The sequence below is a fragment of the Pseudomonas sp. BAY1663 genome (genome assembly GCF_000582595.1).
Lineage (GTDB): Bacteria > Pseudomonadota > Gammaproteobacteria > Pseudomonadales > Pseudomonadaceae > Stutzerimonas > Stutzerimonas stutzeri_AF.
This window is the reverse complement of record NZ_AZSV01000019.1, coordinates 46918-62515: the sequence shown is the minus strand read 5'-3', so window position 1 is coordinate 62515 and position 15598 is coordinate 46918. Positions and strand designations below refer to the sequence as shown.

The following is a 15598-nucleotide window of genomic DNA, read 5'->3' as shown; positions in this document are numbered from 1 at the left end:
CGCGTTCTGCGCCGCGACCCTGCTGCCCGTGCCGCCCAGCGCCTGGCTGGTCTACGGCGCGGCGATCCTGGCCCTCGGCCTGATCATGTGGCGCCTGAGCCTGGACCTGAAGATCACCCTGGCCCTGCTCGGCGGCGGCCTGCTCGCCACGCTGCTGCTGGGCGGTTCGCTGTTGCTGGGCCTGAAGGGCGCGCGGCACCTGCTGGCCGGCGCCGCGCTGAGCTGGCGGCTCGGCCTGGGCCAGCTCCTGCGCCATCCGCTGGCGGCCGCCGGACAGGCGCTGGCCTTCGGCCTGATCCTGCTGGCCATGGCGTTGATCGCACTGTTGCGCGGCGAACTGCTGGACACCTGGCAGGACCAACTGCCGGACGACGCCCCCAACCATTTCGTACTCAACGTGCTGCCGGCCGAGAAGGATGCCTTCGCCGAGCGCATCGCTGCCCTGTCCGACCACGCCGCGCCGCTGTACCCGGTGGTTCCCGGGCGCCTGGTGGCGATCAACGGCGAGCCGGTGCGCCAGCTGGTCAGCAAGGACTCCCAGGGCGAACGGGCCATCCGCCGCGATCTCAGCCTGACCTGGGCGGCCGAGCTGCCGAAGGACAATCGGCTGGCCGCCGGACAGTGGTGGAACGCGCGCGGGCAGACGGAGCTGCCCGGCGTCTCGGTGGAAGCCGAGCTGGCCGAGAGCCTGGGACTGAAGCTGGGCGACCAGCTGCGTTTCAGCGTCGGCGGTCTCGACCGCGAAGCGCTGGTGAGCAGCCTGCGCGAGGTCAACTGGGACAGTTTCCAGCCGAACTTCTACATGATCTTCGAGCCCGGCACCCTGCAGGACATGCCCGCCACCTACATGACCAGCTTCCACCTGCCGCCCGGCAAGGACCGCGAACTGGTCGAGCTGGCGCGCGCCTTCCCTTCGGTCACCCTGCTGCAGGTCGAGGCCCTGCTCGCGCAACTGCGCAGCATCCTCGCGCAGGTTTCCCTGGCAGTGGAATATGTGCTGCTGTTCGTGCTGGCAGCGGGGCTCGCCGTGCTGTTCGCCGGCCTGCAGGCAACCCTGGACGAGCGCATCCGCCAGGGCGCGCTGCTCCGTGCGCTAGGTGCCGAGCGCCTCCTGCTGCTCAAGGCGCGACGTGCCGAATTCGGCCTGCTCGGCGCCGCCAGCGGCCTGCTCGCCGCGCTCGGTTGCGAACTGGTCAGCGCCCTGCTCTACCACTATGCCTTCGATCTGCACTGGCAACCGCACCCCTGGTTGCTGCTGTTGCCCCTCCTCGGCGCCCTGCTGATCGGCAGCGCAGGCACCCTTGGCACGCGCCGGGCGCTGAACGCCAGCCCGCTGGCGGTGCTGCGCGAGAGCTGAGCAGGTAGAATCGGCGCTTTTCAGCCAAGCCGGAATCCCATGAGCCGCTACCGTCCGCCCCGCCCCGCTGGCACGCCGCTGATCACCCCCGAAGGCGAAGCGCGGCTGCGCGCCGAACTGCACGAACTCTGGCACGTCAAGCGCCCGCAGGTGACGCAGTCGGTAAGCGAAGCTGCGGCGCAGGGCGATCGCTCGGAGAACGCCGAATACACCTACGGCAAGAAGATGCTGCGCGAGATCGACAGCCGGGTGCGCTTTCTCAGCAAGCGCCTGGAAAAACTCAAGGTGGTCAGCGAGCGCCCCAGCGATCCGAACAAGGTGTATTTCGGCGCCTGGGTCACCCTGGAAGACGAAGACGGCGAACAGGCCCGCTACCGCATCGTCGGCCCCGACGAGCTGGACCTCAAGCAAGGCCTGATCAGCATCGACTCGCCCCTGGCGCGCGCCCTGGTGGGCAAGGCGCTGGATGCGGAAGTCCAGGTGCACACGCCCACAGGCGCGAAAACCTGGTACGTAGTTGCCATCGATTACCCGTGACCAGACAGTTCTAATCCGACCAAATAGTCACGATATTCGCCGAATATGCACGAACAAGCGGGCTTACGCGCAAAAAACCAACAAACATCACTTTCCCACCCATAGCGCCGTTTCGCTCGGTAACAGGCGCGACGGCAGCGAGCCGGTTCGCGGCTAGCCACTCATGGCAATCGGGCATCCTAGGGCGGTATTTTCCTGGCGACAGGGCCTGGCACGAATACTGCGTTTGCGCTGGCGCAGTACGCGCCACGCGCGGTGACCCGGCAAGGGACTGCCCCCACATGCCCGATTCACCTACCCAAAGAGTGCGTCCATGAACAACAACAAAACCTTGCTCGCCCTTTGTCTCGGCAGCGCCCTGGCGTTCAGCAGTCAGGCACAGGCTGCGACGGCCGGCTCCGGCTACACCGAAACCCGCTACCCCATCGTGCTGACCCACGGCATGCTCGGCTTCGACAGCCTGCTCGGCATCGATTACTGGTACGGCATCCCCACCGCGCTGCGCCGCGACGGTGCCCAGGTCTACGTCACCGAAGTCAGCCAGTTGAACACCACCGAGCTGCGCGGCGAAGAACTGCTGGCCCAGGTCGAGGAAATCGTCGCCATCAGCGGCAAGCCCAAGGTCAACCTGATCGGCCACAGCCATGGCGGGCCGACCGTCCGCTACGTCGCCGGGGTGCGCCCCGACCTCGTCGCCTCGGTGACCAGCGTCGGCGCGCCGCACAAGGCTCTGACGTCGCCGACCTGTTGCGCCAGATCCCGGAAGGCTCCGCCGGCGAAGCCATCGCCGCCGGCCTGGTCAATGCCATGGGCAGCCTGATCCACTTCCTGTCCGGCAGCCCGAGCAGCGCCCCGCAGGACGCCCTGGGCTCGTTGGAATCGCTCAATAGCGAGGGCGCCGCGCGCTTCAATGCGAAGTTCCCCCAGGCCATACCGACCACCGCCTGCGGCGAAGGCGCCTACAAGGTCAACGGCGTGCACTACTACTCCTGGAGCGGCACCAGCCCGCTGACCAACCCACTGGACATCAGCGACGCGATGATGGGCGCCGGCGCGCTGGCCTTCGACGGCCCCAACGATGGCCTGGTGGGTCGCTGCAGCTCGCACCTGGGCATGGTCATTCGCGACAACTATCGGATGAACCATCTCGACGAGGTCAACCAGGTCATGGGCCTCACCAGCCTGTTCGAAACCGACCCGGTCAGCATCTATCGCCAGCATGCCAACAGGCTGAAGAACGCTGGCCTCTAAGCGCATGGCCGGGATGGGCGATCCCGGCCGGCTCTCAGGACGTTGCCCATGAATAGATTCATCGTTCTGCTGGTTCTCGCCAGCGCACTGGGCCTGGTCCTCATGCTGGGTCGCCCCGAAACCACCGTCGAAGCGGATGCTGCCTCGCCTGCGCCCCCGGCACCGGCCGCAGCCGCCAGGCTACCGGCACAGGCCGGCACACGGGCGCAAGACAAACGGATACCCACGGCAAGGGACAGCCTGCCAGCCTCGCTCAAGGGCACCCGGATCGACGGCCGGTTCCGCCTGGATGCCGACGGCAACCTGGCCATCGATGGCGAAATTCGCCGGGTCTTCGATTACTTTCTCAGCACTCTCGGCGAAGAGCCGCTCAAGCACAGCCTCGAGCGGCTGCGCCATTACATCGCCGCACAGCTGCCCGAGCCCGCCGCACGCCAGGCCCTGGCGCTGTTGAAGCAGTACCTGGACTACAAGCGACAGCTGCTCGAGCTGGAGGCGAACGTCCCTCGCAGCACCGACCTGCCAGCGATGCGCCAGCGCCTGGCGGCGGTCCAGGCGTTGCGTGCGCGGGTTTTCGAGCCGCCGGTGCATCAGGCCTTCTTCGGCCTGGACGAGGCCTACGACCGCTTCAGCCTGGAGCGCCTGGCGATCCGCCTCGATCCCGCCCTGGACAGTGCCGCCAAGGGCCGCGCCATCGATCGGCTGCGCGCCGGCCTGCCCGAAGGGTTGCAGGACCTGCTGCTGCCCCAGCTGCAGAGCGAACTGCGCGAACGCAGCGCCGCCCTGCAGGCTCGTGGCGGCAGCGCGGAGCAGCTCAGGCAGTTGCGCCAGCAACTGGTGGGCAGCGCCGCGGCCGAGCGCCTGGAAGCCCTGGACCGCCAGCGCCACACCTGGCAGCAGCGGGTCGCCGCCTACCGGCGAGAGCGCCAGCGCATAGAAGCCAGCCGCGGGCTGGACGATAGCGACCGACAAGCGGCCATCGCGCAACTGGAGGCCGAGCATTTCGATGAAAGCGAGCGCCTGCGCCTGCTGGCCGCCGGACAACTGGCGCAAAGCCGGCCCGGGCAATGATCGCAGCGGATCAGTTGGCGGCGGTCTTGCGGTCGACCTCCAGCAGGTAGCGCTCGCGCTGGTAGGCCAGGTAGTACTTGTTGACGCTGTTGACATAGGCCACCACGCCCATGCCGACCGTCTCCATGGCGATGCGCTCGACCTGGAAGAACCACTGATCGGAGTTGAGGCCGCGTCGCCGCGCTTCGGCGCGCATGCTCTGCACCCGCTGCGGCCCGAGGTTGTAGGCGGCCAACACGAAGGCCATGCGTTCGCGCTCGTTCAGTCGCGGACTGGAGAAGAAGCTGCGCCGAATGCTCGCCAGGTATTTCGCGCTGGCCTGCACGTTATTGTCCAAACGCTGGATATCGCTCACGCCCATCGCCCGGGCCGTCGCCGGCGTGACCTGCATCAGCCCCGTGGCCCCGCCGGCACCGCGCGCGGCGGGATTGAGCGTGGACTCCTTGAATGCCAGGGCGGCCAGGTTCAGCCAGTCCAGCTCGATCTGTTCGGCATAGCGCTGCAGGGTCGGGCGCACCTTCTCCAGACGCTGCCGGCCGATGTGATCGAGCGGCTGCTGCACCTTGTACAGCCGCCGGTAGACCCGCACGAAAGCCGCGTCCTGGTTGTCCGGTAGTGCATGCCCCTTGAGGAAGCGATCGGCGCTGGCGCGCAGCATGCTCGCCTCCTTACGCACGAACCAGTGCATGCTGGCCTTGTCGCCAAGGCTCAGCTGCGGCTCGATGCGCAGCCTGGGCATGACCTTGCTCCAACGCTCGGCGATGGTCCGCTCCACCACGGTAGCCGGGTAGATGCCGGCGTGGACCATCTCCAGCACATCCTCCACCGCCAGGGTCGGATCGACCCACTCGGCGACGATCGGCGCCAGCTTGCGTTCCATCAGTTGCTTGTTGAGCCGTGCCAGCAGCGGTCCGGCGGCGCTGCCCGGCGACAAGGCGAGGCTGCGCCCGGACAGCTGTTCCAGGCGCTGGTAGCGCGGACCACCCTGGCGGCCGACCAGCACCAGCGACACATCGCTGACCACCGGCCGACTGCGGCTGATGCCTTTCATCCCGGCCAGCGGCAGCAGTTCGCCGGGCGCCACCAGGTCGCCCTCGCCGCGCTGCAAGGCGCCGAGCAACTGGTCCTTGGCCTTGGGAATGATCTTCAGGGTGATGGTGCGCCCGGACGCGGCGTCGCGGTTCAGGTACTGTTCGAAGGCGCGCAGGCGTGCGTACTCGACGCCGATGGCCTCACCCTTCACTTCACCCGCGCTGTTGCGGCTCTGGTTGACCAGCACCCGCAGCACGCCGCTGCGGCGGATCTCGGCCAGGTCACGTACCGCGGCCGTCGACTGCCAGGCCTCCGGCCCCGCCACCCGCGCGCTCGCGGTCACTGGCAACAGCGCCAGCAGGCAGAACAGAAGGGGCAGCAATCGTGACATGGAAGACGCACCGGACCGTAGACGAAGAGAATCCAATGCGGTGCTCCCTGCCGCAAAGGTGGCAAAGACTCTCACAGCACAGCGCTTCTGCCAATTTCACTTTCGATGGGTGGTTTAGCTATATATTCCATCCCGCTGTTTTCATTGAACATTCAGCATGCAGGAGATCTTCATGCAGCTCGTCGACATCGGCGTCAACCTGACTCACCCGACATTCGCCGCCGACCCGCGCGCGGTGGTCGAGCGCGCCCGGGCGGCCGGCGTGGCGCAGCTGCTGCTGACCGGCACCAGCCTCGGCGAGAGCGAGGCCGCTTTACAGCTGTGCCGGGAACTGGACGAAACCGGCCAGAGGCTCTTCTGCACCGCCGGCGTCCACCCGCATGATGCCAGCCAGTGGAGCGCCGACAGCGCCAGCCAGTTGCGCGGGCTGCTGGGCGAGCCGCAGGTGCGCGCGGTCGGCGAATGCGGCCTGGACTTCAACCGCGACTTCTCCCCGCGCCCCCAGCAGGAGCGGGTGCTGGAAGAGCACCTGCAGCTCGCGGTGGAACGGCACCTGCCGGTGTTTCTCCACGAACGCGATGCCAGCGAGCGGCTGGCGGCGATCCTGCGTCCCTTCCGCGACCGGCTCGAGGCCGCCGTGGTGCACTGCTTCACCGGCGACAAGCGGGCGCTCTACGCCTACCTCGATCTGGACCTGCACATCGGCATCACCGGCTGGATCTGCGACGAACGCCGCGGCACCCATCTGCACCCGCTGGTACGTGAAATCCCCGAGGGCCGCCTGATGCTGGAAAGCGACGCGCCCTACCTGCTGCCGCGCACCCTGCGACCGAAGCCCAAGAGCGGCCACAACGAACCGGCCTACCTGCCGGAGGTCCTGCGCGAAGTGGCGCGCCATCGCGGCGAGAGCGAAGCGTGCCTGGCCGCCCACACCACGCGCTGCGCACGCGCGTTCTTCGAGCTGCCCATGCTCGATTGATTCACAAAATCCATTCAAGCTCCGCGCGCAGCGGCCGTTAAGCCTTGAGTCCACCGGAGCGGCCGCGGCGCTCCGGCAATCACCACAGAAGAAGAGCAGTCATGGCAGTCTGGATTCGCGATCTCTCGCTGAAGTACAAGTTCTGGGCCCTCAACATGGTGACCTTCGTCATCACGCTGTTACTGGTGCTCTACGCCATCCAGCTGGAACAGGGTGCCCGCAGCGACGACGCACGAGTCGCCGCCCAGGCCCGCGCCACCCTGCTGGCCGCCTGGCCGGAGGCTGCAGCGTTGCCGCAGAGCCAGGATCTGCTCGTCTTCCAGGCCGGCCAGCGGGCCGTGGTCGATGGCCAGCCCGTCGCCGACAGCGGCTGGACGCCGCTGCCCCATGACCGCCTGTTCGCCCGCCAGCCGCTGATCGGCGTGCAGACGGTCTCCCGCCCCAGTGGCCAGACGCTCGCCGTGCTGGCCCACGCGCCCGGCGCCCGGGAGGTCCTCGGCCAGCATTTCTTCAGCTATGCCGGCGCGGTCGCCGTACTCATGCTCGGCCTGCTCGCCGCCTCGCAATTGCTGATCCGCTTCCTGCTCAGCCATCTCAACACACTCAAGGACGTCATGCTGCACGTCGAGCGCAGCGGCGACCTGCAGGCGCGCGTGCCGCTGGACAGCCGCGACGAGGTCGGCCAGATGGCCGGTGCCTTCAACGCCATGCAGAGCGGTTACCAGCGTATCGTCGGCACCGTCGCCCAGGCTGCCGCGCGCCTCGACGAAGGCGCCAGCCGCCTGGCCGCGAGCATGAATGACGTACGCCAGGGCATGCTTGGCCAACAGGGCGAAACCGACCAGGCCGCCACCGCCATCAACGAAATGAGTGCCACCGTCTACCACATCGCCGAGCATGCCGGCGATACCCGCGACCAGTCGCAGAACGCCGATCGACTGGCCGGGGAAGGCCATCGCGTGGTGGGGCGCGTGGAGAAATCCATCTCCAGCCTGTCGCAAGGCGTACAGCAGACCGGCGAGATGATCGAGCAACTGGCCGCCGACAGCCAGAAGATCAACGGCGTGGTCAACGTCATCCACAGCATCGCCGAACAGACCAACCTGCTCGCGCTCAATGCCGCCATCGAGGCGGCACGTGCCGGCGAGATGGGTCGCGGCTTCGCCGTGGTCGCCGACGAAGTGCGCAACCTGGCCAGGCGGGTGCAGGACTCGACCGACGAGATCACCCAGATGATCACCAACCTGCAGGCCATGACTCGCGATGCCGTGGAGTTCATGCAGGAAAGCTCGCTCAAGGCCGACGACTGCGTGCGCGAAGCGGGTGAAGCCGCGCTGGCGCTGGAAGCCATCACCGGCGCGGTGGCGCAGATGCGCGAGAGCAATACCCAGATTGCCGTCGCCGCCGAGCAGCAGAGCCAGGTCGCCGAGGAACTCAACCGCTCGGTCACCGGCATCCGCGACGTCACCGAGCGGACCGTGGAGCAGACCGTCACCTCGGCCACCACCAGCGCGGAGCTGGCCGCGTTGTCGGCGGAACTGAGCCGGGCCATCCGCCAGCTGAAGCTGTAACCACAATACGTAGCGCGTAGGTTGGGTCGGGGCGCGCAGCCTGAGGAGCATCGCGACGAAGCCCAACATACCCGCCCTATCCCTGTTGGGCTTCGCTACGCTCAGCGCCAACCTACCGCGTGTGCCAAGCGCCCGAATCCGGCCGTTTTCGCAACACTGCCAACAATCCCCCGCTACATAGCAGGACCAGCGTCCCCGCCCTCCGTGCAAGAAAAGCACGCACCTCTTTCGAGCAACGCACCACGACGGTGCAACTAGAAAACCCTCGGCAAGCCGGCAACGCCCGGAAATGCGGCATTCACGTCTTGGCACCGCTCTTGCTATGACCAGGGTGCAGGAAGCTGCAACTCATGGAATGAGAACAATCTGAAATAGCCGACTAGGGTTCCGACTCGCACGACGAGTGGCTGGTCCGAGAGTTGGCGACCTCCGGTGAGGTTACACGGCGGGACAAAAGCCCGGGAGAAGAGCGTCATGCCGCGCAGCTCCTGCCGCTATTCCCACACACTGGAGGGTTTGCCATGTGCCCGTACGAATCGGCTCTGCCGGTCATCTCCCTGCCGCATACCGGCGCCTTAGCCGCCCCTCGATCTCGCCGCCGCACGCCAGCACTCGCCACCACTGCCCGGGGTGCCTGCTCATGCGCCTGATCAATCGCTCGCCCAGCCGCAGCGGCTGGCTGGCATTGGCCATCCTGCCCTTCGCCCTGCTGCTGGCGCTGTACCTGACCCATTCGGCCCAGCGCCTGGAACTCAACCCCAACGACAAGCTGCTGCCCAGCTTCGCCCAGATGAGCGCGGCCGTGGAACGCCTCGCCTTCACCCCCGACAAGCGTTCCGGCGACTACCTGTTCTGGCAGGACACCGTCGCCAGCCTGAAACGCCTCGGCACGGGCCTGGCCATCGCCGCCGTCGCCGGCCTCTGCCTGGGGGTCGCCGCCGGCACCCTGCCGCTGTTCGGCGCGCCGCTGTCGCCCTTGCTCACCGTGCTCTCGATGGTGCCGCCGCTGGCGATCCTGCCGATCCTGTTCATCGTCTTCGGCCTCGGCGAGCTGTCCAAGGTGATGCTGATCGTCATCGGCATCACGCCGATCCTGGCCCGCGACCTGGAGCAGCGCGCCCGGGAAATCCCCCGCGAGTTGCTGATCAAGGCCCAGACCCTCGGCGCCAACACCTGGACGCTGATCCTGCGCCTGGTCCTGCCGCAGTTGATGCCACGCCTGCTGATCAGCCTGCGCCTGGTGCTGGGCTCGGCCTGGCTGTTCCTCATCGCCGCCGAGGCCATCGCCTCCACCGACGGCCTGGGTTACCGCATCTTCCTCGTGCGCCGCTACATGGCGATGGACGTGATCCTGCCCTACGTCGCCTGGATCACGCTGCTGGCCTGGGCCATGGACTACCTGCTGCGGCGCCTCACGCGCCTGCTGTTCCCCTGGTACGAAGGAGCCAAGGCATGAGCGACAAGAAGAGCGAAACCGGCGCGTTCATCCAGGTGAAGAACGTCTGGCAACAGTACGGCGAGCAAGTGGTGCTGGAGCGCCTGAACCTGAGCATCGCCGAAGGCGAATTCTGCACCCTGGTCGGCGCCTCCGGCTGCGGCAAATCCACCTTCCTGCGCCTGCTGCTCGGCCAGGAAGCGCCCAGCCGTGGTGAAATCCTGCTCGACGGCCAGCCGCTGGCCGACGAACCGGACGCCAGCCGTGGCGTGGTGTTCCAGCGCTACTCGGTATTTCCGCACCTGACCGTACTGGACAATGTCGCTCTCGGCCTGGAACTGCCGCGCGCCCCGCTGCTGGGCCGGCTGTTCGGCCGCGACAAGCGCGACGCCCGCGAACAGGCGGCGCAGATGCTGCACAGGGTCGGCCTCGGCCATGCACTGGACAAGTATCCGGCGCAGTTGTCCGGCGGCATGCAACAACGCCTGGCCATCGCCCAGGCGCTGGTGATGAAGCCCCGCGTGCTGCTGCTCGACGAACCCTTCGGCGCGCTCGACCCGGGCATCCGCAAGGACATGCACGCGCTGTTGCTGGAACTCTGGCGGGAAACCCGGCTGACGGTGTTCATGGTCACCCACGACCTCTCGGAAGGCTTCACCCTCGGCAGCCGCATCCTGGTCTTCGACAAGCCGCGCATCGATCCCCACGCACCGGGCGCCTATGGCGCGCGGGTGACCTACGACATTCCGCTGCATGCCGACCGCCACGCGGCCGCCGCGGCCGACAGCCTGCCGGCCGACCTCGCCGGCCCTTTTCGAACTGCCTACCAAGGAGCCTGACATGAGCGCTTCCCTCAGCCTGCGCCCGACCCTCTACGAGGAAACCGTCCCCGGCGGCGGCCATACCTCCTTCGTGCTCAAGCGCGGCCAGCTGCTGCGCATCGCCGACATCCACGGCGGCGCCAACGTCAGCCTGTTGCTGTTCAACGCCATGGAGAAGAGCGAACGGCTGAACCTGCCGGACACCCTCAAGTGCCAGCACACCGCCAAGCTCACCGCCGGCCACTGCCTGTACTCGGACATGGGCCGCGTGCTCGCCGCGATCACCGCCGACACCTGCGGCTGGCACGACAGCTTCGGCGGCGTGCTGAATGCCGAGGAGGTACGGGAAAAGTACGGCGAAGGCCGCTACCAGGAACTGCGCAACGGCTTCTTCCGCAACGGCAGCGACAACCTGCTGGTGGAAATGGGCAAGTGGAACCTCGACCTGCAGGACCTGCTGATGACCCTCAACCTGTTCAGCAAGGTCGGCGTGGATGCCGATGGCAGCTTCACCTTCCAGCCCGGCAACAGCGAGGCCGGCGACTACATCGAGCTGTACGCACCGATGGACACCCTCGTGGTGCTCACCGCCCTGCAGCACCCGCTGGACCCCAACCCCGAATACGCCCCCAAGCCGGTACGGCTCAGCTGGCACAAGGTCGAGAGCGACGGCATCAGCGTGCTCTGCCGCACCTCGCGCCCGGAGAACGGCCGCGGCTTCCATAACACCGAACGGCTTTATCTGTAAGGACGGCGCCATGAACCTGATCGAAAGTGAACTGCACCCCGACACCGCCGTCTTCCGCCACCTGATCCCGGCCGGCGAGCCCTACCTGTTCGAAGTCAAGGCCGGCCAGACCCTGCGCCTGCTGGACGTCGAGGGCAACCAGGCCATCGACACGCTGTTCTTCGCCGCGAACAACCCGCGCGAGCGCTTCGACCCGCAGCGCACCCTGCGCCGGCAGAACAAGGTCTACCTCACCACCGGCACGGTGCTCTATTCCAACCTCGGCAAGCCGCTGTTGACCATCGTCGCCGACACCTGCGGCCGCCACGACACCCTCGGCGGCGCCTGCGCCCAGGAGAGCAACAGCGTGCGCTACGCGCTGGACAAGCGCTACATGCACAGCTGCCGCGACAACTTCCTGCGCGCCAGCCTGCACGACGGCCGCCTGGGCAAGCGCGACATCGGCGCCAACATCAACTTCTTCATGAACGTACCGGTCACGCCCGAGGGCGGGCTGACCTTCGAGGACGGCCTCTCCGCGCCGGGCAAGTACGTCGAGCTGCGCGCGGAGACGGACGTGATCGTGCTGATCTCCAACTGCCCGCAGCTGAACAACCCGTGCAACGGCTGGAACCCGACCCCGGCCGAGGTGCTGGTGTGGGAATGAAAGAGCAGCCGGAAGCCTGAAGCTGGAAGAAAGCGCAAAGGTCCCGCACCGCTTCCAGCTTCCAGCTTCCAGCTAAGAGCCAACCACGGACGACCGTGGCTTCGAACGAATAAAGCGGGACGGCCCGCCCAGCCCTTTGAGGGTCGTAGAACATGTTCGACAAACTGCTGATCGCCAACCGCGGCGCCATCGCCTGCCGCATCCTGCGAACCTTGCGTACCCTGGACGTGAAAGGCGTGGCCGTCTACTCCGAAGCCGATATCGCCAGCCTGCACATCCAGCAGGCCGACGAGGCGTACTCGCTGGGTGACGGCCCCGCCGCGCAGACCTACCTGGTGGTGGACAAGATCCTCGACGCCGCCCGCGAGAGCGGCGCCAAGGCCATCCACCCCGGCTACGGCTTCCTTTCCGAGAACGCCGCCTTCGCCGAAGCCTGCGAAGCCGCCGGCATCGCCTTCGTCGGGCCGACGCCCGAGCAACTGCGGGTGTTCGGCCTCAAGCACACCGCCCGCGCGCTGGCCAGGCAGCATGGCGTGCCGCTGCTCGAAGGCACCGAACTGCTGGAAAACCTCGACGCGGCCCTGGCCGCCGGCGAACGGGTCGCTATCCGGTGATGCTGAAGAGCACCGCCGGCGGCGGCGGCATCGGCATGCGCGTCTGCCGTTCGGCGGCTGAACTGAACGAGGCCTTCGAGGCGGTCAAGCGCCTCGGACAGAACAACTTCAGCGACGCCGGCGTATTCATCGAGAAGTACATCGAACGCGCGCGCCACCTGGAAGTGCAGGTGTTCGGCGATGGCCAGGGCGAAGTCATCGCCCTCGGCGTGCGCGACTGCTCGGTGCAGCGGCGCAACCAGAAGGTGCTGGAGGAAACCCCGGCGCCGAACCTGCCGGCCGGCATGGCCGAGGCACTGTGCGCCGCGGCGGTCACGCTGGCCAAGGCGGTCAGCTACCGCAGCGCCGGCACCGTGGAGTTCGTCTATGACGCCGAGGCCCGGCGCTTCTACTTCCTCGAGGTGAACACCCGCCTGCAGGTCGAGCACGGCGTCACCGAGCAGGTCTGGGGCATCGACCTGGTGCGCTGGATGATCGAACTGGCCGCCGGCGACCTGCCGCCACTGGCCGAACTGGCCCGGACGCTCGAACCCAACGGCCATGCCATCCAGGCGCGCCTCTATGCCGAGGACCCGGGCCGCGACTTCCAGCCCAGCCCCGGCCTGCTCACTGCCGTGGCCTTCCCGGCAGCTGACGGCAAGGCCCTGCGCATCGACACCTGGGTCGAGGCCGGCTGCGAAATCCCGCCCTACTTCGACCCGATGATCGCCAAGCTCATCGCCTGGGCGCCGGACCGCGAGCAGGCGCGCGCCGGGCTGGATGCCGCGCTGGGCGACTCGCTGCTCTACGGCGTGGAGACCAACCGCGACTACCTGCGGCAGATCCTCGCCCACGCGCCCTTCGCTGAAGGCTCGCCCTGGACCCGCTGCCTGGAAGGCCTGCGCTATCAGACCAATACCTTCGAGGTGATCGGGGCCGGCACCCAGACCAGCGTGCAGGACTTTCCCGGCCGCCTCGGCTACTGGGCGGTGGGCGTACCGCCGTCGGGGCCGATGGACAGCCGCGCGCTGCGCCTGGGCAACCGCCTGCTGGGCAACCCGGAAGGCGCCGCCGCGCTGGAAATCACCATGAGCGGGCCAACCCTGCGCTTCAACTGCGACGCCGTGGTGGCGGTGACCGGTGCGGCGATCCCGCTGGAACTGGATGGCGCCTCGCAGCCAATGAACACCGCGCTGTTCGTCCCGGCCGGCAGCACCCTGGCCATCGGCACCATCGCCGGGGTCGGCGCGCGCAGCTATCTCTGCCTGCGTGGCGGCCTGCAGGTGCCGGATTACCTGGGCAGCAAGAGCACCTTCACCCTCGGTCAGTTCGGCGGTCATGGCGGTCGCGCCCTGCGCGCCGGCGACGTGCTGCACCTGGCGCCGCTGACCGCGCGCGATGCCGGCGCCAGTCTGCCGGCCGAACTGTGCAGCGCCCTGCCGACGGTGCGCGAGCTGCGCGTGATCTACGGCCCGCACGGTGCACCGGAATACTTCAGCGAGGGCTATATCGAGACCTTCTTCGCCACCGCCTGGGAGGTGCACTTCAATTCCAGCCGCACCGGCGTGCGGCTGATCGGCCCGAAACCCGAATGGGTGCGCGAGAGCGGCGGCGAAGCCGGCCTGCATCCGTCGAACATCCACGACAACCCCTACGCCATCGGCGCGGTGGATTTCACCGGCGACATGCCGGTGATCCTCGGCCCGGACGGTCCGAGCCTGGGCGGTTTCGTCTGCCCGGTGACCATCATCGAGGCCGATCTGTGGCAGCTCGGCCAGCTCAAGGCCGGCGACAAGGTGCGCTTCGTGCCGGTGAATATCGGCACCGCCCGCCAGCTGGCCAAAGCCCGCCAGGCGGAAGTCGCCGGGCTGCAAGTCGTGCCCGTCGACTGGCTGCCGATCCCGCTGGAGCCGCCGGTGGTGCTGGACATCGGCAGTCTCGACAAGCGCCTGGTCGCCCGCCTCTCCGGCGACACCCATTTGCTGCTTGAGATCGGCCAGCCGGAACTGGACCTCGTCCTGCGTTTCCGTGGCCATGCGCTGATGCAGGCGCTAGAGGCGAAGAACCTCGATGGAGTTATCGATCTCACCCCCGGCATCCGCTCGCTGCAGGTGCACTACCAGCCGGAAACCCTGTCGCTGCAGACACTGCTCGACACCGTCGCCGGCCTGTGGGACGCGGTGTGCTCGGCGCAGGACCTCAAGGTGCCGTCGCGCATCGTCCACCTGCCGCTGTCCTGGGACGATCCGGCCTGCCAGCTCGCCATAGAGAAGTACATGACCACGGTGCGCAAGGACGCGCCCTGGTGCCCGAGCAACCTGGAGTTCATCCGCCGCATCAACGACCTGGAAAACCTCGACGCGGTGCATCGCACGGTGTTCGACGCCAGCTACCTGGTGATGGGCCTGGGCGACGTCTACCTCGGCGCGCCGGTGGCCACCCCGCTGGACCCGCGTCACCGTCTGGTCACCACCAAGTACAACCCGGCGCGCACCTGGACCGCGGAGAACTCGGTGGGTATCGGCGGTGCCTACATGTGCATCTACGGCATGGAAGGCCCCGGCGGCTACCAGTTCGTCGGCCGCACCCTGCAGATGTGGAACCGCTACCGCGCCGTGAAGGCCTTCGACGGCCAGCCGTGGCTATTGCGTTTCTTCGACCAGATCCGCTTCTATCCGGTATCCGCCGACGAGCTGCTGCGCATCCGCCGCGACTTCCCGCTCGGCCGTTTCGAGCTGCGCATCGAGGACAGCGAGCTGCGCCTGGCCGACTACCAGGCATTCCTCGCCGAGGAAGCCGAAGGTATCGGCGCCTTCCGTGGACAGCAGCGCGCCGCCTTCGATGCCGAACGCCAGCGCTGGATCGAATCCGGCCAGGCGCACTTCGACAGCGAGGAGGTCGCCGCCGACCTCGGTGAGGACGCCCCGCTCGGGCAGGGCCAGCATGGCATCGAAAGCCATATCGCCGGCAACCTCTGGCAGGTGTCGGTGAGCGAAGGCGAGACGGTCAGCGCCGGCGACGTGCTGGTGATCCTCGAGTCGATGAAGATGGAAATCCCGCTCATCGCACCGGTCGGCGGCGTGGTCAGGGAAGTCCGCGCCCAACCCGGCTCGCCGGTGCGCGCCGGCCAGCGCGTGGTGGTGATCGAGCAAGCCTGACAACCGTA

At 67.6% G+C, this 15598-nt stretch carries 11 protein-coding genes, 2 pseudogenes and 1 riboswitch; of the genes and pseudogenes, 12 read left to right on the top strand and 1 reads right to left on the bottom strand.

The features are described 5' to 3' along the window. From BAY1663_RS08120 to BAY1663_RS08105, 4 genes and pseudogenes are all read left to right on the top strand, one after another. Positions 1 to 1357 (top strand): annotated as a pseudogene (locus tag BAY1663_RS08120) (ABC transporter permease); the annotation flags it as partial. 39 nt (positions 1358 to 1396) lie between these two features. Beyond that, positions 1397 to 1894, top strand: a complete 498-nt coding sequence (gene greB / locus BAY1663_RS08115; RefSeq protein ID WP_037039355.1) for a transcription elongation factor GreB — start codon at positions 1397 to 1399, stop codon at positions 1892 to 1894. A gap of 313 nt (positions 1895 to 2207) precedes the next feature. After that, positions 2208 to 3145 (top strand): annotated as a pseudogene (locus BAY1663_RS08110) (triacylglycerol lipase). 48 nt (positions 3146 to 3193) lie between these two features. Continuing rightward, on the top strand, positions 3194 to 4216 hold the full coding sequence (locus BAY1663_RS08105; RefSeq protein WP_037039351.1) for a lipase secretion chaperone: 1023 nt from the start codon (positions 3194 to 3196) through the stop codon (positions 4214 to 4216). Positions 4217 to 4226: 10 nt separating this feature from the next. Here BAY1663_RS08105 and BAY1663_RS08100 read toward each other — a convergent pair whose 3' ends face one another. Further along, positions 4227 to 5639 (bottom strand): transglycosylase SLT domain-containing protein, encoded by a 1413-nt coding sequence (locus tag BAY1663_RS08100; protein WP_037039348.1) that lies wholly within the window; start codon positions 5637 to 5639, stop codon positions 4227 to 4229. Positions 5640 to 5811: 172 nt separating this feature from the next. Between BAY1663_RS08100 and BAY1663_RS08095 the strand changes: the two genes are divergently transcribed. From BAY1663_RS08095 to uca, 8 genes are all read left to right on the top strand, one after another. Beyond that, positions 5812 to 6618, top strand: coding sequence for a TatD family hydrolase (locus tag BAY1663_RS08095; RefSeq protein WP_037039366.1), 807 nt, complete (start codon positions 5812 to 5814; stop codon positions 6616 to 6618). 101 nt (positions 6619 to 6719) lie between these two features. After that, on the top strand, positions 6720 to 8189 hold the full coding sequence (locus BAY1663_RS08090; RefSeq protein WP_037039345.1) for a methyl-accepting chemotaxis protein: 1470 nt from the start codon (positions 6720 to 6722) through the stop codon (positions 8187 to 8189). Between the two features lie 368 nt (positions 8190 to 8557). Further along, positions 8558 to 8656, top strand: a riboswitch (guanidine-I (ykkC/yxkD leader). A gap of 173 nt (positions 8657 to 8829) precedes the next feature. Further along, positions 8830 to 9645: an ABC transporter permease gene (locus tag BAY1663_RS08085; RefSeq protein WP_037039338.1), complete on the top strand. Its 816-nt coding sequence runs from the start codon at positions 8830 to 8832 to the stop codon at positions 9643 to 9645. Continuing rightward, positions 9642 to 10463, top strand: coding sequence for an ABC transporter ATP-binding protein (locus BAY1663_RS08080; RefSeq protein WP_037039336.1), 822 nt, complete (start codon positions 9642 to 9644; stop codon positions 10461 to 10463). The genes BAY1663_RS08085 and BAY1663_RS08080 overlap by 4 nt, the downstream gene beginning before the upstream one ends. Before the next feature lies 1 nt (position 10464). Then, on the top strand, positions 10465 to 11193 hold the full coding sequence (locus tag BAY1663_RS08075) for an urea amidolyase associated protein UAAP1 (protein ID WP_037039333.1): 729 nt from the start codon (positions 10465 to 10467) through the stop codon (positions 11191 to 11193). Positions 11194 to 11203: 10 nt separating this feature from the next. Next, on the top strand, positions 11204 to 11839 hold the full coding sequence (locus BAY1663_RS08070) for an urea amidolyase associated protein UAAP2 (RefSeq protein WP_037039330.1): 636 nt from the start codon (positions 11204 to 11206) through the stop codon (positions 11837 to 11839). Positions 11840 to 11991: 152 nt separating this feature from the next. Then, entirely contained in the window at positions 11992 to 12453 is a 462-nt protein-coding gene (locus BAY1663_RS25860; RefSeq protein WP_371257595.1) for a biotin carboxylase N-terminal domain-containing protein, read from the top strand. Beyond that, positions 12453 to 15590: an urea carboxylase gene (gene uca / locus BAY1663_RS08065; RefSeq protein WP_371257594.1), complete on the top strand. Its 3138-nt coding sequence runs from the start codon at positions 12453 to 12455 to the stop codon at positions 15588 to 15590. The genes BAY1663_RS25860 and uca overlap by 1 nt, the downstream gene beginning before the upstream one ends. Positions 15591 to 15598: the final 8 nt, after the last annotated feature.